13 protein-coding genes are annotated in these 19,675 nt (G+C 61.9%); 3 read left to right on the top strand and 10 right to left on the bottom strand.

The genetic code is table 11. From position 1 onward, the window contains the following. Positions 1 to 115: 115 nt before the first annotated feature. The 5 genes from repB to FJ948_RS20065 all read right to left on the bottom strand — a co-directional run bounded on the left by repB (position 116) and on the right by FJ948_RS20065 (position 9,267). Positions 116 to 1,096 (bottom strand): plasmid partitioning protein RepB, encoded by a 981-nt coding sequence (gene repB / locus FJ948_RS20090; RefSeq protein WP_140707432.1) that lies wholly within the window; start codon positions 1,094 to 1,096, stop codon positions 116 to 118. 77 nt (positions 1,097 to 1,173) lie between these two features. Then, complete coding sequence (gene repA / locus FJ948_RS20085) at positions 1,174 to 2,376, bottom strand: plasmid partitioning protein RepA (RefSeq protein WP_140707430.1); 1,203 nt, start codon at positions 2,374 to 2,376, stop codon at positions 1,174 to 1,176. Between the two features lie 1,428 nt (positions 2,377 to 3,804). Beyond that, a complete protein-coding gene (locus FJ948_RS20075) occupies positions 3,805 to 7,080 on the bottom strand; it encodes an error-prone DNA polymerase (protein ID WP_140707428.1) in 3,276 nt (1,091 codons plus the stop codon). Then, on the bottom strand, positions 7,077 to 8,600 hold the full coding sequence (locus tag FJ948_RS20070) for a DNA polymerase Y family protein (RefSeq protein ID WP_140707864.1): 1,524 nt from the start codon (positions 8,598 to 8,600) through the stop codon (positions 7,077 to 7,079). Before FJ948_RS20070 ends, FJ948_RS20075 begins: the two co-directional genes overlap by 4 nt. Beyond that, complete coding sequence (locus FJ948_RS20065) at positions 8,515 to 9,267, bottom strand: damage-inducible protein (RefSeq protein ID WP_140707426.1); 753 nt, start codon at positions 9,265 to 9,267, stop codon at positions 8,515 to 8,517. Before FJ948_RS20065 ends, FJ948_RS20070 begins: the two co-directional genes overlap by 86 nt. Before the next feature lie 372 nt (positions 9,268 to 9,639). Between FJ948_RS20065 and FJ948_RS20060 the strand changes: the two genes are divergently transcribed. Both FJ948_RS20060 and FJ948_RS20055 read left to right on the top strand, forming a co-directional pair. Then, on the top strand, positions 9,640 to 10,737 hold the full coding sequence (locus tag FJ948_RS20060; protein ID WP_140707424.1) for an OmpA family protein: 1,098 nt from the start codon (positions 9,640 to 9,642) through the stop codon (positions 10,735 to 10,737). Between the two features lie 61 nt (positions 10,738 to 10,798). Beyond that, positions 10,799 to 11,971, top strand: a complete 1,173-nt coding sequence (locus tag FJ948_RS20055) for a caspase domain-containing protein (RefSeq protein ID WP_246677565.1) — start codon at positions 10,799 to 10,801, stop codon at positions 11,969 to 11,971. A gap of 49 nt (positions 11,972 to 12,020) precedes the next feature. On the opposite strand, the gene FJ948_RS20050 is transcribed toward FJ948_RS20055, so the two are convergent. Then, positions 12,021 to 12,557: a hypothetical protein gene (locus tag FJ948_RS20050; RefSeq protein ID WP_246677564.1), complete on the bottom strand. Its 537-nt coding sequence runs from the start codon at positions 12,555 to 12,557 to the stop codon at positions 12,021 to 12,023. Between the two features lie 176 nt (positions 12,558 to 12,733). On the opposite strand from FJ948_RS20050, the gene FJ948_RS20045 reads away from it, so the two are divergent. Then, positions 12,734 to 13,273 carry an OmpA family protein gene (locus FJ948_RS20045; RefSeq protein WP_246677563.1) on the top strand — a complete coding sequence of 180 codons (540 nt, stop codon included), beginning with the start codon at positions 12,734 to 12,736 and terminating at the stop codon, positions 13,271 to 13,273. 36 nt (positions 13,274 to 13,309) lie between these two features. Here the strand turns inward: FJ948_RS20045 and FJ948_RS20040 are convergent, their stop codons facing one another. From FJ948_RS20040 to FJ948_RS20025, 4 genes are read right to left on the bottom strand one after another with little or no spacing between them, the layout of a single operon-like run. Further along, positions 13,310 to 15,754 (bottom strand): M23 family metallopeptidase, encoded by a 2,445-nt coding sequence (locus FJ948_RS20040; protein WP_140707860.1) that lies wholly within the window; start codon positions 15,752 to 15,754, stop codon positions 13,310 to 13,312. Further along, the gene (locus FJ948_RS20035) at positions 15,751 to 16,245 is read right to left on the bottom strand and encodes a DUF1036 domain-containing protein (RefSeq protein ID WP_181173740.1); all 495 of its coding nucleotides are present in this window, start codon (positions 16,243 to 16,245) and stop codon (positions 15,751 to 15,753) included. Before FJ948_RS20035 ends, FJ948_RS20040 begins: the two co-directional genes overlap by 4 nt. Before the next feature lie 13 nt (positions 16,246 to 16,258). Further along, positions 16,259 to 18,877: a serine/threonine-protein kinase gene (locus FJ948_RS20030; RefSeq protein ID WP_140707418.1), complete on the bottom strand. Its 2,619-nt coding sequence runs from the start codon at positions 18,875 to 18,877 to the stop codon at positions 16,259 to 16,261. Next, complete coding sequence (locus FJ948_RS20025) at positions 18,874 to 19,650, bottom strand: PP2C family serine/threonine-protein phosphatase (RefSeq protein WP_140707416.1); 777 nt, start codon at positions 19,648 to 19,650, stop codon at positions 18,874 to 18,876. Before FJ948_RS20025 ends, FJ948_RS20030 begins: the two co-directional genes overlap by 4 nt. Between the last annotated feature and the right edge of the window lie 25 nt (positions 19,651 to 19,675).

Raw genomic sequence — 19,675 nt, 5'->3', positions numbered from 1 at the left:
CAAACGACGTCCAAAGCACTTGACAGTGATTCGCGGATTTGCGATTCTCAGCTTGCTACAGACTTGAGAAGGGCTTCCGTGACGGTGACGTTCGGGGGCCTTTTTCTTTTGCGGTTTAGTCTCCTGTTTGAACCTTCTGTGTCTTCTTGAAGGCTTGGTAGAGATCCTCAAGGTTCTCCGAGAGCCACACTCCAAACCCCGGTTGATTCTTCGACGACAGGGAGATGCTGACCGCTCTGCCCTTCACGCCAACCTTGGCAAGAACGGCCTGATCGGATGATGACCATGATGTCGTGGTGGACGGCGCCAACTTCTTCCTGGACCGGTGAAGAAGCGCGGCCAAGACGAAATTGAACCGTTCGGCCTCATCCACCTGTCGTATCTCTGCACTCTCGACCAGGTCCACAGCGGCGGCCGCATTCTTTGGCGCCAGAACCGCCTTCTTGAGTTCCTCCCATCGGTCACGACCGACACCTTTTGCGGGTCCCAAAGTGCGGATCACCACCGCGGGAATGACATCAACGACGGAAAGCATCCTGGAAAGCACAGAATCATCGACCGTCAATGCGGCCTTCGCAGTCTCCTTCGAGTGGCCAAGGTCCAGCACTTGCCGGGCAAACAATGCGCGTTCGATGAACGAAAGGTCCGCTCTGGCCGAGTTTTCCTGACCTTGTGCGACCACAGCGGCCTCGTCCGCCATAGGCTTGATCACCGCGCGCACTGGTACACCGATCTCGGCCGCGGCCTTTAGCCGTCGCCGGCCAAAGACGACCATATACCGGCCATGCTCGGTTGGATGCGGCCGGACCAGTATTGGTGACGCCTGGCCATTTGCCCGCATCGCGGCCACCAGATCGCGATAGTCCTGGTCATCCAGTTCCATCCTGTCCGCTGTCGGCGAAGCATTGACGAGGCCCGGGTCCAAGGCGACGACCGCTTCCCCTTCCAAAAGCCTGGCAGAGTTCTGCGACATCTCATCCAGCGACAACATCATCGTTCGCGATGCTCCGCGCCGGGCGTACTGAGACCGCGCGGCGGCGTCGGCTACCGCCGCGTCCGGGCTTATTATGCTCGTCAGCAAGCCTTTCCTAGCCATTTTTCAGCGCTCCATCCAACCTAAGGCCCTGACGAACATCGAAAAAACGCCGATTTGCACGGCTGTCAAAATCTCGCTCATCGACGCCCCCACGCGCGGTGGATAAGCGTGACGATCTCAGAATTCACCGCGTTCATGCTCTCGATCGCCCGATCATAGGTCGAGCGTACGAATTGTGAGCGATCGACTTCGTAAAGCGTCTGCTTGGTCATGCCGGCATCGGAAATCGCCGTCGATTTAAGCATATTCGCCTTCAGCATGTGCTCGACGAACATGGCTTGCATGAAGCCGACCATTTGCGTCTGGGGTCCGTCGGTCGGTTCATACCGCGTCACAAGATATCGGAACCACTTCAGTTTCACGGTGGCTCCAGCCGCCTTGATCGACTGCAATATGCCGCCCAGCATCAGAAGAAATTGCGACATCGACATTATGTCCAACATCTGTGGGTGCACGGTAATCAGAACGGCCGTCGACGCCGTCAGCGCCGTCAGCGTGAGATAACCCAGCTGGGGCGGGCAATCGACAATGACGACATCATAGCGATCATCGACTGATTTGAGCGCATTCGAAATCCGTGTGAAGAACGTCCGTCCTTCAGCTGACTGCTTCGAAGCGGCCAGGGGAGTTTCATACTCGTATTCCTGCAATTCCAGATTCGCTGGGATGATGTCGAGACCAGGGAAGTTGGTGGGCTGGATAAGCTCCGCGATGTCCTTTCGCTCGTCATCGTAACGAAGGGCCTCGTAGAGGGATGGATTTTGGTCGAGTTCCGGTTGGATTCCATGCAGCGCCGTCAAGGAGGCCTGGGGATCGAGGTCGATCGCCAAGACTCGGTGCCCGGTGAGCGCGAGGTATTGCGCCAAATGGGCGGCGGTGGTCGTCTTACCGGAGCCGCCTTTAAAGTTCACGACAGAGACAATCTGCATCGCGTCACCGAGGCGCCGATGCGGCAAATATTGCTTCATTCCAGGACGGCCGTGCTTGTCCAGATACCGCCGCAGATCCAGCATCTGCGCAGCCGTGTAAGTACGCCGGCCCGAGGGGGTGGTCGCCGGTACCGGTCCTTTGCCGTCCAGATGCAGCTTTTTTACGTTGTTCGACGTCACGCCTAAAAACTCGGCAACTTCCGACAGCGAAAACGCTCTCAGTCCCTTGGCTGCATTGGGTGGATACTGTTCGAATCGAAGGATGTTCAGCTTGTCGGAGATCAGTTCGCCTTGCGCGACGATAGCCTCGTCGAAGTCCAGATCAGCGTCTGAATTCGGCCGGATATTCATTTAGGAGCCTCGAATAACGCTTTTTCCGTCTAAAAAGATTTTCAAGCGTGAATAGTGCCCGATTCTCTAAACGACGCAAGGAATTTAAAGTTAATGGAACGTTAACGAAGGCGGCAGCTTTGCCCGATCGATCAGCATGTATCCAAAAAACGACGGCAAGTTCCGAATATCCTGTTGATATTGCTACCAATCTCGGCGATTTGCACGGCTGTCAAATCGCGCTTGCAACGTTAGCCGATTCGCCAGCCCGTATCACACAGGACGGAACAGCGCACCCTGGTTGGTGTCCGAGGCGCGAAGGTCAGGTGGAGTTCCTTGAAAAGGTCGTTCGTACCGCTGCGGCCCGCTCCTCATTCCAAAATCCGCCCCGCGAGCCTTTCGAGGTGACTTATGCGCGCTTGCTGCCGGCTCGTTTCGATGAAACCCCAACCCGCCTCGCTTTGATTGCGGGATGGCATCTGGGCCGCTTCGCGGCGATTATGGGGAAGGATTGGAGAGTTGCCCGCGGTGACGTTGCGGCGCCGGGAGGGCCGAAAGCGATATTCGGCCGAGCCGTGCGAGTTGCGTGCGCGCGGTGCGTTAGTGGCCGGACGCGGGTGCCCCGGACCGTCACGCGCTCCGGGCAGCGTCGTTCATAGCGGCGCGGCCTGGCCCCCTACGCTTGTCCTCGCAGTGTCTGGCGGATGATCCAAGCGTTGAGATCACCTTGGCCTTAGGCCCACTGCCATGCGGCCTAGGTTTGAGAAGTACCGCGGCTGCGTATAGTCAGTTGAGAAGCCGTATCCGACTCATGTGCAACGACTATGAGCAACTCATACTCTGGGCCGAATACCGCACGATGATCCAGCGCCTCGAACTCGGCGTTCCGACGCGACAGACCGAGGCCGATCTGCCCAGGGCTGTCGACATCAAGGTGAACGATATGGGCCAAGTCATGAGGGCGGCAGGCAATGGAGTCGGGTTGGGACCCATGAATTTCAGCTTTCCGCCATGCAGGCCGTGCGGCGGGCCAGTCTTCAACTTCCGCTCCGAGGGACGCAGCTCGCCAAGAGGAATCGTTGTCTTGTGCCGGCATGGGCCTTCTTCGAGTTCACGGGCAAGAAATAGCCAAAAGCCAAGCATCGCTTCACGATGAACGGCGAAGCATTCGTGGCAATCGCCGGCATCTGGCGGGTAGGGGAGGGGGACGGGCCGCCGACCTTTCAATATTGACGACCGATCCGGACATACGGCCCTATCACGAGCGGCAGGTCATTGTTTTGAGGCAGGAAGATTGGCGCATTGGATCTATCTGACCAAGGCGCAAGCTGACCTACTGAAGCCATTGCCGGCCGGACCGCTTCAGGTCGAGACTGTTAGAACAGGGAAGTGACTGACGAGGCGAGATGGAGGGCGACCCAGGCGCGGCGACGTTTCGAGCCGTGCCGCTCATTTGAAATCTCGTGGCTTCACCCTGATTGTGTCGATATGCAGATCTGGAATGTAGATGTCGCGTGGGCGCAACCGCCCCGCAGGCAAACCGCGCGGATCGGGCGTCGGACTGCCATGATGGAACTCGTCGCCCCGGCCATGGGGCAGCGGGAACGCGGCATCGCGATTGCCGACACTGGCGAGTTCGGCCGACAAGTCGACGAGCCGTTGGGCTACGAGATGAACCACATCCCCCTCTCGTTGTATGCGGCCATGTACAGCGATCATGCCGGCCGAGAGCACGACGCGGCGATATTGTTCGAACACCTTGACCCAGACGACGAGGTTCGCGATGCCGGTTTCGTCCTCAAGCGTGATGAACATCACGCCCTTGGCGCTGCCGGGACGCTGCCGCACCAGAACAATGCCCGCAGCCTCAAGCCAGGACCGATCACGCGCCTCCATCGCCTCCCGGCACGTGACGATGCGCCGGCGGCGCAGGTCATCGCGCAGAAACGAGACGGGATGGGCGCGCAGCGACAGGCCGACATGGCCGTAATCCTCGACCACTTCGCCGCCCGCTGTCATTGGCCGCAGCGACACGACCGGCTCGTCCACTTCAGGAACGGCGCGCACCTGGCGAGCAGACGCCGCGGCGAACAGGGGAAGCGGCTCCTCGCGCAGCGCCTTGATGGCCCATAGCGCCTCGCGCCGTGCCAGCCCCAGGCACGGACGGAAGGCATCGGCATCGGCAAGCTGGACAAGCGCTGCTGAGGGTACACCGGCGCGACGCCAGAAATCGTCAACCGAAGCAAAAGGCCGATCGGCTCTCGCGGCAACGATCGCGGCGCCATGCGCGTTGGCGAGCCCGCGCGTCATGCGCAGGCCAAGGCGGACGGCAAAGCGGCTGTCATTTTCCGTTGACTCGAGCAGGCAGTCCCATCGCGAGGCATTGACGCAGACGGGACGGACCTCGACGCCGTGCTCGACCGCATCGCGCACGATCTGGGCAGGCGCATAAAAGCCCATTGGCTGCGCGTTGAGGAGGGCGGCGCAAAACACGTCCGGGTGCCAGCATTTCAGCCAGGCGCTGGCATAGGCGATGAGCGCAAAGGAGGCAGCGTGGCTTTCCGGAAATCCGTAAGAGCCGAACCCCTCAAGCTGCTTGAACGTGCTTTCGGCAAAATCCCGCTCATAGCCATTGTCGACCATGCCCTGGATCAGCTTCTCCTTGAAGGAAGAGACACCGCCGGTGAACTTGAACGTCGCCATCGACTTGCGCAGCAAGTCGGCTTCGCCAGGCGTAAAACCGGCGCATTCGATTGCGACCCGCATCGCCTGTTCCTGGAAAAGGGGAACCCCGAGCGTCTTGCCGAGCACCTTCTCCAGCTCCGGCTTCGGGTAATGGACCGGCTCAAGGCCTTGCCGGCGCCGCAAATATGGATGGACCATGTCGCCCTGGATGGGTCCCGGCCGGACAATGGCGACCTGGACGACGAGATCATAGAAAGTGCGAGGTTTCAGCCGCGGCAGCATCGACATTTGCGCGCGGCTCTCGATCTGGAATGTGCCGAGTGTGTCCGCCTTGCGGATCATGGCGTAGGTGCGCGGATCCTCGGCGGGGATAGTTGCCAAATCGAGGTTGATGCCCTTGTGGTCAGCCAGGAGATCGAAGCCTCGTTTCATGCAGCTCAACATGCCCAGCGCCAGGACGTCGACTTTCATGAATTTCAGGGCGTCGATATCGTCCTTGTCCCATTCGATGATCTGGCGATCATCCATTGCGGCGGGCTCGATCGGCACCAGCTCGTCAAGCCGGTCATGGGTCAGCACGAAGCCGCCAGGATGCTGCGACAGATGGCGCGGCGCGCCCATCAGCTGGCGGGCGAGATCAAGCGCCATGCGCAGACGTCGGTCACCGAGATTGAGGTTGAGCGCCTCGACATGCTTGGGCTCGACGCCTTCCTGCGACCAACCCCAGACCTGACTGGACAAGGTTCTAATGAGGTCCTCGGTGAGCCCAAGGGCCTTGCCGACATCGCGCAATGCCCCCTTGGTGCGATAGCGGACAACGGTCGAGCAGAGTGCCGAATGGTCGCGACCATAGGTTTCGTAAACCCACTGCATGACGATCTCGCGCCGTTCGTGCTCGAAGTCGACGTCGATATCGGGAGGCTCGCGTCGCTCCTCGGAGACGAAGCGCTCGAACAGCAGATCGTTGCGGCCGGGATCGATGTTGGTGATGCCGAGCGCGTAGCACACCGCTGAATTCGCGGCCGAGCCTCGGCCTTGACACAGAATGTCTTTCGATCTCGCGAAGCGCACGATGCTGTTCACGGTGAGGAAATAGGGCGCGTAGCGCAGCTTTTCGATCAGCCGCAATTCGTGCTTTAGCGAGGCGCGCACGCTGTCCGGCACCCCCTCGGGATACCGTTCATCGGCTCCCTCCCAGGTCAACTTCTCCAGCGTCTGCTGCGGATTCAGCGTCGGATCGCCGCGTTCCTCTGGATATTGATAGGCGAGTTCGGCGAGATCGAAGCGGCAGCGTGACACGATCTCCAGTGTGCGAACCACGGCTTCCGGGTTGCGCGGGAACAGGCGATGCATCTCCTGCGGGGGCTTCAGGTAGCGATCGGCGTGGCGCTCGCGTCGGTGTCCAAGTTCGTCGATGGTGACGTGATGACGGATGCAGGTGACGACGTCCTGCAGGACCCGGCGGTCCGGTGCGTGGAAGAGCACGTCATTTGTGACGACAGTCGCCACACCGACGTCATTTGCCAGGGTCGCCAGATCGTGCAGCCTCAGCTGATCGTTCGGTCGTCGGCGCAAGGTGAGCGCCACGTAGGCGCGGTCGCCGAAGACGACGCGCAGCCGCCGCAGATGCAGGCCACAGCACTCGTCAGCCTGGTCGGGAACTAAAACGGCGAGCAGGCCTTCGCCATAGGCGACGAGGTCTGCCCAGTCGAGGATGCATTTGGCCTTGCCGCCGCGTTTCTTGCCGAGCGACAGCAGCTGGCAGAGCCGGGCATAGGCGGCGCGATCGGTTGGATAGACCAGGACGGACATGCCGTCGGCGAGATCGAGCCGGCAGCCGACGACAAGGCGGACGCCGGTGGCCTTGGCCGCCTCATGGGCGCGCACGATCCCGGCGAGCGAGTTGCGGTCGACGACTGCCAGCGCCTCGATGCCGGCCACCGCGGCCTGGGCAAACAACTGCTCGCATGATGAGGCGCCACGCAGGAAACTGAAATGCGATGTGACCTGTATTTCCGCGTAGCGGGGGCGGTCCGTCATCCGAACACCCCATGCAAGAACCAGCGATGCGATCCCGTGGCCGCATCCTGGCCGTCTCCGGAGCGGAAAATCCAATAACGTTCGCCGCCATCGTCCTCGACGCGGAAATAATCGCGGACCGCCGCCAGTTCCGCGTCGCAACGCCACCACTCGCCGAAAATGCGTTCCGGTCCATCGGCGCGGCGAACACGGCGTCGGATGCCGCGCCAGATGAACGACACCGGCGGATGATCGGGCAACAGCGCAACGGTCTCGATCGGTTCGGGCGAGGGCAGGAGCCGGGCCGGGCGCGGCCAATGACCTGGCCATGTGGCACCGGAGTCCGGCGCCATTGCCGGAATGCGGCGCACCGATCGTTCCGGAACATCGGTGGCGACCGGGGCGGCGCGATAGACTGAGCGTTCGCCGACACGGTTGGCCAGGACATCGATCAAATCGGACACGTCCGGTGCCACATCGTCGACCAGGGAGGTCATGAGCTGCCGGCCGGCAAGCGGCTCTGCAAGTATCGCCGTCAGCGTCATAATCTCGATCCCAAAGCCGGGGTCGATCGTTTCGACCTTGTCGGTCAAAAGCCGCGTCAGGCGCTTGGCGTCGCGTACGGGCAGGGCGGTGCCGACGCGGATGACCTGGGCGCTGCTGTCGACGCGGATGCAAATGAGGTCCAGACGCCGGACGCCGAGCTCCTTGGACTCCAACGCCTGGCGCAGGGCAGCGACGAGTTCGCCAATGTAGTGTTTTATGGTCTCGGCCGCCCCAATCGGCTCGGCAAAGCTGCGTCTGACCTCGATCAGGTCCTCGCCCCGTATCGGATCGATCAGCTCGTTAAGGACGCCAAGCGCCTGATCGACCCGCCGCCAAACTTGGGGGCCGAACCGCAATGCAAAAGGCGCACGCGGCTGCACGATCAGATCGGCGATGCGTTCGAAGCCAAGGACGCGCAGGCCCTCGATCGTGTCAGCCGGCAGGCGCAGTGCCGAAAGCGGCAGCTGTGCAATCGCTGAGGCGGCGTGTCCTGGCGGGGCAACGACTGTCGGTCTGGTCGCATGACGCGCGAGCGCGTGCGCTGCTCCCCAGGTGTCGGCGATCGCCGACCGACTGGTGAACCCGGACGCACCCAGCCGGTCAACCAGGCCAGCGAGCATCCCTTCCTCGCCGCCGTGCAGATGATCGGCACCCGTTGTATCGAGGACGATGCCGTCCGGCAAATCGACCGCAACGAGCGGGGCGTAACGCCGCAACAACCAGACGGCTAGCCGGCCAAGCGCCTCTGCGTCGCCGGCAGCATCATATTCTCGAACGATCAGCTTGGGGACGAGAACACGGGCCTTGGTGGCAGCCATGCCGACGCGCGCGCCCGCGGTCCAGGCCGCCGTGTCCGCAGCCAGCACCACCTCCCGTCTCCCGAGCAGGCCAGTCAGCACGAGCGGCGCCTCAGCCGGAGGCGCGGCGTCGCCACCCTTGCGCCGCAGCCTGTCGGTCGACCAGGTGGGAAGGAACAGCGAGACGACCCTTGCCATCGCAGGCCTCCAGTTCAAAATCCGCACTTTCGCCAGCTCGCGACCGGATGAGCTCGACCAGCCAGCGGTGGCGGCCCACACCGGGAACAGGCAATGGAGCCGAAGGCAGCACCGAAATGCGCCATCGGGTCACAGCCGCGGTCGGTTGACCGAAATCGGCAGCTTCGGTCTGCCGTCGCCAGCGCCGCAGGGCGATGCCGATGGTGCCGGTCTCTTCGGCACAAAGCTGAAGCCGCCGGGAGGCCGTCATGTCGAGGCGGGCGACTTCGCCGACCACGGTGCCGAGCCCGCCGTGCCGCAAGCCTTCCTCCACGCAAGCAAGCAAGGTCTTGTCGTTGCCGGCTTCAGCGTAGATGACCCGGTCGGGTGCCAAGCCTGCCTGCGCCAGAGCCGGCGCGAACAGGTCGGGGCGTGGGATCACCCACAGGACCTTGCCTCTAGTACGGGCGGCGATCCCGGCGGCGAAAAGCGCCGCGGCTGCGGCATCGATCGCACCGTTGCCGCCGCCGGCGATCTCATGCAGGGCACCGAGCGCCAGCCCGCCACCCGGAAGCCGCGTGTCGAGGTCGGCGATGCCAAAGGGCAGAACCGACTTGATACGCCGACTTCGGCCTTCGATTTTTTCGATCGACGTGCGCAATGTACCGATAGCGGGTTGTGGCCGCACCTTAACCGAACCTTCAGCAGGATAGGAATTTGTTCTCTATTTGTTCCAAAACTAATCAAGAGTCAAGCGATATGCAGGGACGCCTCTTGGCACGACACTGCCAAAGATGGACGAGCACGAAAGGCACAAAAGTGACCGCCAAGAAACTGCTCCGCCGGTCAAGGACGAAACCACGTCTGTCATTGCGCCGTTGCCGGGCGGTAGGGGTGGTGGCGGGTGCTGGAGGATAGCGCCTTACAACGGGCGACGCAGCCCAAGCTGTCGTCGGCGATAACTGTCGCGAGGCGCTGGAACTACTCGCCAAGCAGGAACAACTGCTCTATGCTTAGGCGGTGCCGTTAGCGAGATCGGGTTGCCTGGCGGGGGCGTTGCATGTTCGAAGTCGTTGCATTGTGGCGAGCGCGAGCCAAAGCGCAGCGTCTTGGCCTGATCGTAATAGCGATACTGGGATGGCTGGTTTTCGGGCCGCAGACAGCGAGTGCAGCACCGAACTGGACGCTCGATTCGGCCGCTTCGGTGCTTACCTACCAGTCAGTCAAGAAGAACACGATCGTCGAAACCAACAAGATCAGGAATATCACCGGAACGCTGAGTTCCGATGGTGATGCCAAGATCAGCTTTGATCTCAACTCTGTTGACACGGGCGTCGACCTTCGCAATGTGCGGATGCGGTTCCTGTTCTTCGAAACATTCAAATACCCGGCGGCCGAACTGACAACCAAGGTGGATCCGGCTGCGTTCGCCGATTTGCCGGCTAAACGTCGGATCAAGGCCATCTTGCCGTTCCGGCTCAGCCTACACGGCGTCGAGAAGGATCTTGAGGCGAGCGTCGTCGTCACCATGATCAGTGACACTCAGGTCTCGGTTGCTTCCGAGGCTCCCGTTGCGGTGCATGTGGAGGACTTCGGCCTGCTGCCGAACGTCGACAAGCTGCAGCAGGCCGCCAACGTGACGAACATAGTGCCCACTGCGTCGGTATCATTTGACTTCGTCTTTGTTGCCGAGGGCAGCAAACCGGCTGCTGTGCAGACAATCGCGGCGAGCGCCGCCGACGTCGGTCCCGTGGCCACCGACGCCGCGAAACCCAACTTCAGCGACGAGGAGTGCCTCAACCGGTTTGCCGTTTTGTCGCGAACCGGCGCCATCTACTTTCGTCCAGCCAGCGCTCGACTTGATGCCAAGAGCCGTCCGCTGCTCGCCGAGGTTGAAGGTGTCGTCGGCAAATGCCCGACCCTGAGTGTTGAGGTCGCCGGCTACACTGACTCTGACGGTTCGCCAGAGGCAAACAAAGCGCTCTCCGAACGGCGCGCCCAGGCAGTTGCCGACGCGTTGATCGCCGATGGCGTACAGCGCCACCAGATCAGTGCCACCGGCTATGGCGAGGAGCGGCCGGTTGCCGCCAACGACACGCCAAAGAACAAGGCGCTTAATCGGCGCATCGAATTCTCCGCCACGAAGCTCGCGAACTGAGGTCGCGGTGGGGTTCCGTCCATTCGCGTTTTGCGCTGCCTTGTTTCGCGACACTGGCCTCGTGGCGATTGTTTTATTTTTGACCTTGACCGCCGCCACTGCCGAGCGCCGTGTCGCTCTGGTGCTCGGCAACTCACAATATCAGCACGCCGCGCCGCTCGCCAATCCCGCGCGCGATGCGAAGGCCATGGTCGAGCGCCTGCAGAATCTTGGTTTCGAGGTCGTCTCCGGTTTCGACCTCACCAAGCAGCAAACGCAGGCGACGGTCGCCCAGTTCGCAAAGCAGGTGCGCGGCGCCGATGTCGCCCTTTTCTTCTATGCCGGACATGGCTTGCAGGTCTCCGGCAACAACTACCTGCTTCCGGTGGATGCGGCACTCGAGGACGAAACATCGCTCGACTTTGAGGCGGTGTCGGTCGATTTCATTATGCGCCAGATGTCTCGCGAGACCAGCATCAGGCTGGTCTTTCTGGACGCATGCCGGGACAATCCTTTGGCCGATGTGCTGGCCAAGACGGCGGGAGTCAAAGGAGCAAGCAGCGGGCTTGCAGAAATTGGGATCGAGGATGGCGGTGCGGGAACGCTCGTTGCCTTCGCTGCCAGTCCCAACCAGCTCGCCTATGATGGGTCCGGCGACCACTCGCCCTTCACGACGGCATTGCTTCAGCACATTGGCGAGTCCAACGTCTCTATCACCGAAGCGATGAACAGGGTGACCAGCGACGTCTTCAAGGCGACGGCTGGCAAACAACGCCCCTGGACAAATGTCTCCCTGACCACCGAGGTTGTCCTGCACAAGGTCGATCTCAACGCGCCGCTGATCGTGGGGGAAGCGAACACCCCGCCAGATGAAGCCAGCTCTGGGACGCGCTCGTCAGCCCAGAATGATGACCAGCTTGCGCTCGATATTCTGCGTGCGAAGATCCCGAAGCTGGCCACCGAAGGTCCAATCTTTTTCGATCGCCCGTTCACGTTCGGGGAGCCGGCGATCGACGGCAAGAGCATCGCTCAGTTGATCAAGGGCGAACCGCTTTTCAGTCCGGTGGAAGGTCTCGACAAGTCAGTCTGGGAAGGCAAGCACTGCGACGCCTGCCACGAGTGGAACGAAACCCGGCTTTGCGAGCAGGCAAAGAATTTCGCTGCCAACGACGTCTCGGTACTGCGCCTGCAGCATCCGCTTGGTACGCGATTCAAGGTCGCACTGGCCAGATGGGCGCAAGGCGGCTGCAAGTAGTGCTGGGCTGATGCCAGCGACGGGGCAGGGAAGGCGAACGGCGGACCCGTTACGCCTCAAGCTGAGCCATTTCGATGCCCATTTCGACAAAGGCGGAAAGCAAGGTAAACCGGTCCGCCAGCGCCGCGCGGGCCAGTCCCGCCAGGATTGCGGCATTGACGGCGTGGGCGGCGGGAAATCCGCTGGACTCCATTTTGAGGGTAGGGTGACGCCATATCGCTGCCAACGCGATCCAGGCGGCCGGCGTTGCCGGCGGCAGCTCCAATGAATTGCTCAAGGCTGCTTGATGTTGAAGATTGTCAGGCTCGCCGACGCGGGCACGAACGAGCGCCAGCAATTCGAGATCCTGGCCAGCGAGGAGCTCGGCGACATTGCTCAAGCATTCATGTCCCCACCAGACGGCGGCTCGCTCGGGTAGAAGGTAAGCACAGAACGTGACCGCTTCTTCCGGCACCCGCCCGGCAAGCAGGCTACGGCAAAAATCAAGTGGCGGCTGACTGGTGGCCAGCGATTTCATGTCCCTGGCGATGGCGGGACAAGCCGTGAACAGATCTCGCGCCGTTCTGTACCCAAGTTCATTCGCCATGGCTGCCACATCCCCAAGAGCCAGCAGACAAGCACTCAAGCCTGTGAGCGAGCGCCGGTCAAGCGTTTGCCCCCAACAGTGGCCGGCACGAGCGGCGTACGTTTGCTCACAGACAATTGCTTCTTGATTTGATATGGTCGTCGGCAGCGAAATCCACTCACACAGGAGTGACGGTCATGCGATGGGTCAGTTCAGCCTTGGCATCGGCGGCCATGCTTCTTGCAACGCACGTCTGTGCCGATCCGCTTCAGAAATCGGACGACATCGTGAAGTTCTTCGCCGATCAGCCCGGCAACCTGGGGCCCTCGCGCGGCATCTGCGTCGGTACGGAGGAAGAGTGCAAGAGCAAAGCCGAGAAGACCGGCTCAGCCCCACACAAGGCTGGTCTCGACATGATGATCAATTTCGCCCTTGATTCCGCGCAACTCGACCAGGTCGCGCGCACCGAACTCGATGAGTTCGCAAAGGCGCTTAAGGACAATCGGCTGAGTACGTTCAGCTTTGTCGTCGAGGGCCATACCGATGCGACCGGCTCGGATCGCCATAACCAAGACCTTTCGCAGCGAAGGGCGCAGTCGGTAGCGGCTTTCCTGACAGCCAACGGGGTAGAACCTGCCAGACTGGAGGCAATCGGCGTTGGCAAATCGCATCCGCGGGTCGCCAACCCTTACGATCCGGTCAACCGCCGCGTGGAGATGCGTGTCAGGACCGAGTAGGCTGGCCGACCCGCCGATCCTCAACAGCGATATGCATTAGCCTGGCTCAAGCACACCTTGGATTGAATTGAGCAACGCTGTTATAGCGTTCTTGTATTTTTCGAACTCCGGTGATGTCTGCCGGAGTTCGGTTGTGCTCGCCGCCGGCTGGCCCGCGTCCGTCAGCACGCGCGGCACTTTCTGTCCCATCTTCCGCTCGGCCCAGTCAATGACATAGCCAGCGGTCTTGCCGATGAGGAAGGGATTGGCCTCGATCACCGCTGACCCGAGGACAGCGCTCAATTGCGACGTGCCGGACGCGGCCAGCACCTGGTGCGCTCCTTCCATGCCAAGGAAGTGGCATAAATAAAGGCGCCCTGCGGTTATCTGGTGGCCGCGGGCGCGCAGATAGGATTCGCCCTCGCGTGCCAGGTTGCGCACCATCTCACGTGACAACGTCACGTCATAGCGAAGCGCGAGCAAGTCCGCGGTCGAGAGCGAACGGGCAAGATCGGGACGATAGGTGTTCATCATCCGGATCCAGGTCTTGGTGATGAACTGGCCAGCGCCGGTTGCTGACGAGTTGGGATTCTTGGCGCGGGCGCTGCCGCCGCTTTCAACATGCACGATCCGGTCAGTTAGCGTGTCGACCGCGGCATCGCCAGAGCTCGCTGATGGGCTAGAGCTGGTGGACTCAACGCTGGCAACCCTGGTGACCTTCCCGAGCGGATCGATCGCCTCTCCGTTTTGATAAAGTTCGAAATGCAGATGTGGTCCGGTCGACAGCCCGGTCGTGCCGATATAGCCGATAACATCGCCGGCCTTCACCTTGGTGCCGACGCCGCTGGCGATGGCGAATTTCTGCATATGGGCGTAGCGCGTCTCGCGCCCGTCTGGATGGGCGATCTTGACCAGATTGCCATAGCTGCCGCCATCGCCTTGGAAGCTGATCTGGCCGTCGTAGGCGGCCATGATCGGCGTGCCGACCGGGGCTGCCCAGTCTACACCTTTGTGGATGCGAATGGTGCCGAGAATTGGGTGTTTCCGCGGCCCGAAGGTCGACGTCATCACCCCGCTCACTGGCGTGATCATGCCGTTGGTGATGGTTTGCGACCGAACCTGGTCATCGCCGGTGACGCAGGCATATTGGCCGTCGCTTTGCTGGTAGACGAAGCAGTCGAGGTTCTTGTCCTTTCCCAGGATCCCGACGTAAAGCACTCGCCCTGAAATCTCGCCTTGGCCGCGCGGGGTCTGCGAGTAGATCAGCACCAAACGTTGGTCCTCGCCGGCGAAGGCGTCCAGATCCTGTCCTCTCGACAGATACATAATCGCTTCGCCTATCACGCTGGTCGGCACCTTGTTGCGCGCCGCCGTCGAGTAGATTGCGTCGAGCAGGCGGTACTGCCGCTTCGGCCCGCCCTGATCCGAGCCACCAGAATAGTTGAAGAGGTCCTCGCGGACCCAGGGATCGACTCCTGCAACAAAGGCGCCTCCGGCGTTGCGGGTCAGTGTACCCACGTAAAGGTTCCTTGCGTAGACGGAGACCTGCATCAGCGACATCGTCGTCGTCTCACGGTTCGGCCGGAAACCGCGCAAGGCGACCACAAAACCAGGCTCCAGTCGATCGCGGTTGAACACAGCCTTCAGCGCCTCGCCCGCAAGCCTAGCGTCGTCCCCCGAGAAATGCGCGTCGAGTGCGACGCCATCCAGGCTGCGCTCGTTGAGGACTTTCACGAAAGTGTCCTCTGTCGCCTCGTAACGCTGATAATCGCTGATGACGGTCGCGACAGTGGTGTTGTTCTCGATGGCGGTCTTCTCGAAGGCGGGCAGCGCTGCCTCGCCCTGATCGATGGTCTCGCCCCAGCCGGCTTCAGGGTCGTCCGCGTCGGCTTTGAGCGCCGAGGCTGAGGACGTCTCGCCGCCGTCAGGGGGGGCCTGCAGGTCGTTCGCCAGATCGTCTCGTTCATTCTCGGACGGCATGGCCGGATCGCGCGCCGTCGGCCGGTGGCCCTCGGCTGCCGCAACGGATGGCTCGGGAGCAGCCTGCCGCTGCGCCTGGAAGAAGGCAAAATCCTCCTGCGTGGAAGGGATCGTCGTCATGAACTTCTCGCTTGCGCTCAACATCACGTCAGCCAGAATCTCGATTTGCGGCGAAGCCCCGGAGCTGTCGAGTTCGGCCGGGCGCGCAATCGTGCGGCCCTTCGTGGCGGTCTCGTCATCGGGTGCCAGCGTGATCCACATTGGGTCACCGGCGAGATCGATAATGGCCGGCACATAGACCGAGGCGTCGGGGGGCATGTCATCCATGCCTTCGACCGGATGCAGCTCTTCATTCTCGTCGCCGAACGACCAATCATCCCTGGTGAGATAAAACCCGGTGGCAATCGCGATGATCGTGAGCGTGGCAAGGCCGGCAAGAAAGCGGTGCCAAAGTTTGCGTCTGTGCTCACTCTGGCGCGCCAGCTTCTTTTGTTTGAAGCTCGTGTCGATGCTATGCGTCACGGGCTGTTTCCGGTCAGGAAATAGGTCCACCGCACCTGCTCGAGCGTATCGACTTCGACGAAACGCGCCGCGATATGACCGCGCTGCCAGCACTCGTCGATGCCACGGATAGAGAAGCGGCGTCGATCAACGCACATTTCGGTCGATCCGCTGAGAATCGCATGGCCGAACACGTCGGTCGCGTAGACGTATACGTACCGGTTGGTCAGTTCCTCGCGGATGACGTTCACGCATTGGTTGGCGCCAATGGTCCACCAGCCGTCGGTCTGGTCGGCATCATCGATCTTCTGTCCGACGGCGAGGTTAACGACGTCGAGCGTCTGGTTGCAGACGGTGAATTCCGCATGTGCCCTGTCGGTCGAGATGGCAATGAGCAGTGCTGCGCCCAACAGCGCGGAAAAAGCGACGCGGTTGGCCAGTGAGCCTGCAGACCAGCTACGCTTTATGCGTGAGGAAGGCGGCCAAAATAAATGCAGGGCGCGAATATCCATCGGCGTTTCATATCTATCCGCCGAGCTTGAAATATTTGGCGGCGGCGGAGAATTGCGAGCCGTCGGCCTCGATCTCCTCGAGTATCTTTGGCAAAAGGTCGGATGCTGGTGTCGGCCTGGAGAATCTCGCGGCCTGAATGTCGCGCGGTCCGGTGATCACCAGCATGATCTGCGGCAGAGCTTTGCCGACCGCCTTGTCCGCGGCGCCTAAGCCGATCGGGATGCTGAAAGTCGCCTTGTCGGTTTGCGCCACCATCCGGTCGTCAAGGTTGAAGGCGATGCCTCTGTGGTCGATCAACATGACGTTGGAAAAAAGCCCGCCATGCGTTGCCAGCGTGCCCCTGATGGGCGCACCGTCCGGCACCGCCATGCGATCGAGAACCAGTTGGGGCCTTTCTACCCGGTCGCGGTCGAGCAAGCGCAGGAACTTGGTCACTTCACACTGGGGCTGTTCGATGACACGGACGCTGATATCCGGCTCCAAATCGAACCTCGCTTGAAACTCGTTGAGCATCTGCTCGAAGGGCTGCACGGTGGTTGCGAAGCCTTCGATTGCGGCAGCGCTGCCGCTCTGGGGCGTCAGCGACGCGTAGAAACAGTCGCCGCCACTGAAATCGCGTACCCATGAAGCACGTTGCGCCGTCTCGTCGACTGCAGTCGCTGGCGGCACCGCCGGGTTGGGCACGTTGATGGCAACGTCGGTGTTTTCGGGTTGCGTGGTCACCGGCGGCCGCAGTTGCTGAGACGATTGCGGCGTGTTCGCCAATTCGGACGGCGCGATGGGTAGGGGGTGGCTGGCAATCGGATTCGGCAATATCGGTTCAGCCGGCGGGCTGGCCGGCAGCGCCGGCAATGGGCTTTCCGCAACCGTCGTTGAGGGAGCCTTTGGCTTGGCCAATTTGGAAAGTTTGTCAACCAGCTCGGTTGCGCTTGGTTTCGTCGGCGGCGGCTCCCGTGCCGGCTTTCCCTCTGCCAGCGTCTGGCTTGGCGCGGACGTCCCCGGCTCGCCGACTGGTTGCGGCGCGGTCGCCGGCGGCGTCTGGGCAGGCTTGATCTCGACTGGCGGGTTGTTGTTACCCGTTGTTTCGGGTTGAGCCATGGATGGTCTCGTCTCGCCGATGGGCGGCACGACAGGCGCCTCCCTGTCGGCGGTCACCGGCTGGGCCATCGGCTCCTGGCTGGCGACCTGCTGTGATTTTGTTGCCGGCTCGGGGGGGCGGGTCGGCACCGGCCGTTCGGGGGGCTTGGCCGGCTCCTGTTTCTGCTCGCCTGCCGCGTCAGCCTGGTTCGCGGCCGGTATTGTGGTGTTCACATGAGCATTGGGTAGCGCAGGTGGCATTGCCGTTTGATCGGTGGCAGCGTTGTCTTGTTTCGACGGCTCCGGGTGCAGCTGTGATAATGGCGGTGGTTGCGATGCTTGCGGTTGCGGCTTTTGCACCGGCTTTGATGTGAGGGACTTGAGGGTCTCTTCGGCCGGCGGCCGCGCCAGGATGCCCCTGAGATAAAGACCGCCCCCCAACAGAACCGCCAGCGTCACCAGGCCGCCAGCGATGGCCGGCATCCGCGCCGACTTTCGCGGCTTAGCCGAAACGGTCGTGCCGGGCGTCGGCGCGGACCCTGGTTGCGACAGATGCGCCGGTCGCACATGCTCGACAAAGCGTTGTTCGCCCGCAGATGCCGAAGACTGGAGGCTGGACGGCAGTGTCCAGCCGGCGCGCGGCAAGCCGGAGCGTTCACGCGACCCATATAACACCGGCGGCAGTGTCAGCTCGACATCCTCGCCACGCGTTGCCCGGGCGATCTCGGCCATGCTGGCGGGCCGATCGCGTGGGTCGGGCTGCAGCATAGCGCCCAGAAGATCGTGGAACTCGGGATCGATGTCAGACAGGTCTGGGACGGTCCGGCGTTTTTCGATCACCTCATACTGCGAGCCGCTCATATCGAGCGGCTTTCCGCGCAGTGCGGCGGCGAGTACCAGGCCAAGGCTATAGATATCGGACTGCTCGCTGACCTCGCCGCCATAGAGGCCGAGCTGTTCGGGCGATACGTAATTGTATTTGCCGGCGAACTTCCCGCCGATCAGCGTTTCACCGCCTGCGGTCGCCGAGCGAGCGATACCGAAATCGATGATCTTGGCGTGCTCCACCCGCCCGCCAGGCAGGATGATGTTGTCCGGCGAAAGGTCACGGTGAACCGCGCCCGCCTGATGCACCGCCGCGAGCCCCGAGGTCAAGCGATGGCAAAGGCGCCGCACGTCTTCCCCCTGCATCGCTCCGTGACGCATCACGTCGAACAGTGATTGCCCGTCCACGAACTCCATTGCCAGGTAGGGGCGGCCGATCTTCGGATCAATGGTGAAGACGTGATAGCGAACCACCGCGTCATGCGACAGATGGTTGAGGATGGATGCTTCCTTGCGGAACAGCGACAGGATTGTCTGGTCACGGGCGAATTCGGGCAAGACGATCTTGATCGCCACGTGGTCGCCGGTTTGGATGTTGTGGCCGCGGTAGACTTCTCCCATGCCGCCCGACGCGATCCTCTCGTCGAGTTCGTAGATGCCGCTGAGCTGCGTGCCGGCCCCAGCATAGGTGGCGTTCGTCGATATCCGTGTTTTGTCGTCGTCATTCATCTCGCCAAGCTCTCCGCGGACCGATCTGGATGGAGGGCACCGTTGCGCCCGCCGCCGACCTTCACGAGTACGATGGTCACGTTGTCGGTCCCGCCGCGCGCCAGCACCGTCTCAAGCAGGCTCCGGCACGCCGCCTGTGGCGTTGCTGATTTGACCGCGGCTTCGATCTCGGCGTCGCTGACATGTGCCGTCAGTCCGTCGGTGCTCAGGACGAAAACATCGCCGGCCATCAGTTCGCCCTGCTGGAAATCCATCTCGAGCTCGTCACTCACCCCGACTGCATGGGTGATGACATGCCGGCGCGGCCAGGTAAGCGCCTCTTGCGCGCTGATCATGCCGCGATCCACCAGTTCCTGGACCTCGGTGTGATCCTTCGAGACCTGAAAAATCGCCCCGTTACGCACCAGATAGATGCGGCTGTCGCCGGCCCACAGGCCGGCGAACCTTCCATCCATGGCAAGCAAGGCGGCGAAGGTAGAGCCGATGGTGATGCCGCGGGACCGCGAGATGTCGCGGATCTCGGAATTGGCGCGGCTCAGCCGGTCTTCGAAGCGCGCACGAAGGTCGGGTGCCGAGCTCGCTATGCCGATTGTTGCCAAATGATCGACGATACTGGCCGACGCAACCTCGCCGGCTTCGTGCCCGCCCATGCCATCCGCCACCATCCAGAGACCGGTCTGCGGCTCAATCAGGTAGTTGTCTTCGTTATGGTCGCGCACGCAGCCTCTATGGCTCACGCCGAAGCTTTCGATCGTAAGGGCGACAGTGCTCAATTTGCCACCTAGCGCTTCGCGAGCG

Source organism: Mesorhizobium sp. B2-3-12 (genome assembly GCF_006442205.1).
Taxonomy (GTDB): domain Bacteria; phylum Pseudomonadota; class Alphaproteobacteria; order Rhizobiales; family Rhizobiaceae; genus Mesorhizobium.
The sequence above is the reverse complement of the archived record's forward strand: the minus strand, read 5'-3'. Positions and strand labels throughout refer to the sequence as shown.

What these genes read in the sequence shown, in the direction of transcription:
- repB (WP_140707432.1), bottom strand. Translation starts at nt 1,096, where the DNA reads ATGGCTAGGAAAGGCTTGCTGACGAGCATAATAAGCCCGGACGCGGCG.
- repA (WP_140707430.1), bottom strand. Translation starts at nt 2,376, where the DNA reads ATGAATATCCGGCCGAATTCAGACGCTGATCTGGACTTCGACGAGGCT.
- FJ948_RS20075 (WP_140707428.1), bottom strand. Translation starts at nt 7,080, where the DNA reads ATGACGGACCGCCCCCGCTACGCGGAAATACAGGTCACATCGCATTTC.
- FJ948_RS20070 (WP_140707864.1), bottom strand. Translation starts at nt 8,600, where the DNA reads ATGGCAAGGGTCGTCTCGCTGTTCCTTCCCACCTGGTCGACCGACAGG.
- FJ948_RS20060 (WP_140707424.1), top strand. Translation starts at nt 9,640, where the DNA reads ATGTTCGAAGTCGTTGCATTGTGGCGAGCGCGAGCCAAAGCGCAGCGT.
- FJ948_RS20050 (WP_246677564.1), bottom strand. Translation starts at nt 12,557, where the DNA reads ATGGCGAATGAACTTGGGTACAGAACGGCGCGAGATCTGTTCACGGCT.
- FJ948_RS20045 (WP_246677563.1), top strand. Translation starts at nt 12,734, where the DNA reads ATGCGATGGGTCAGTTCAGCCTTGGCATCGGCGGCCATGCTTCTTGCA.
- FJ948_RS20035 (WP_181173740.1), bottom strand. Translation starts at nt 16,245, where the DNA reads ATGGATATTCGCGCCCTGCATTTATTTTGGCCGCCTTCCTCACGCATA.
- FJ948_RS20030 (WP_140707418.1), bottom strand. Translation starts at nt 18,877, where the DNA reads ATGAATGACGACGACAAAACACGGATATCGACGAACGCCACCTATGCT.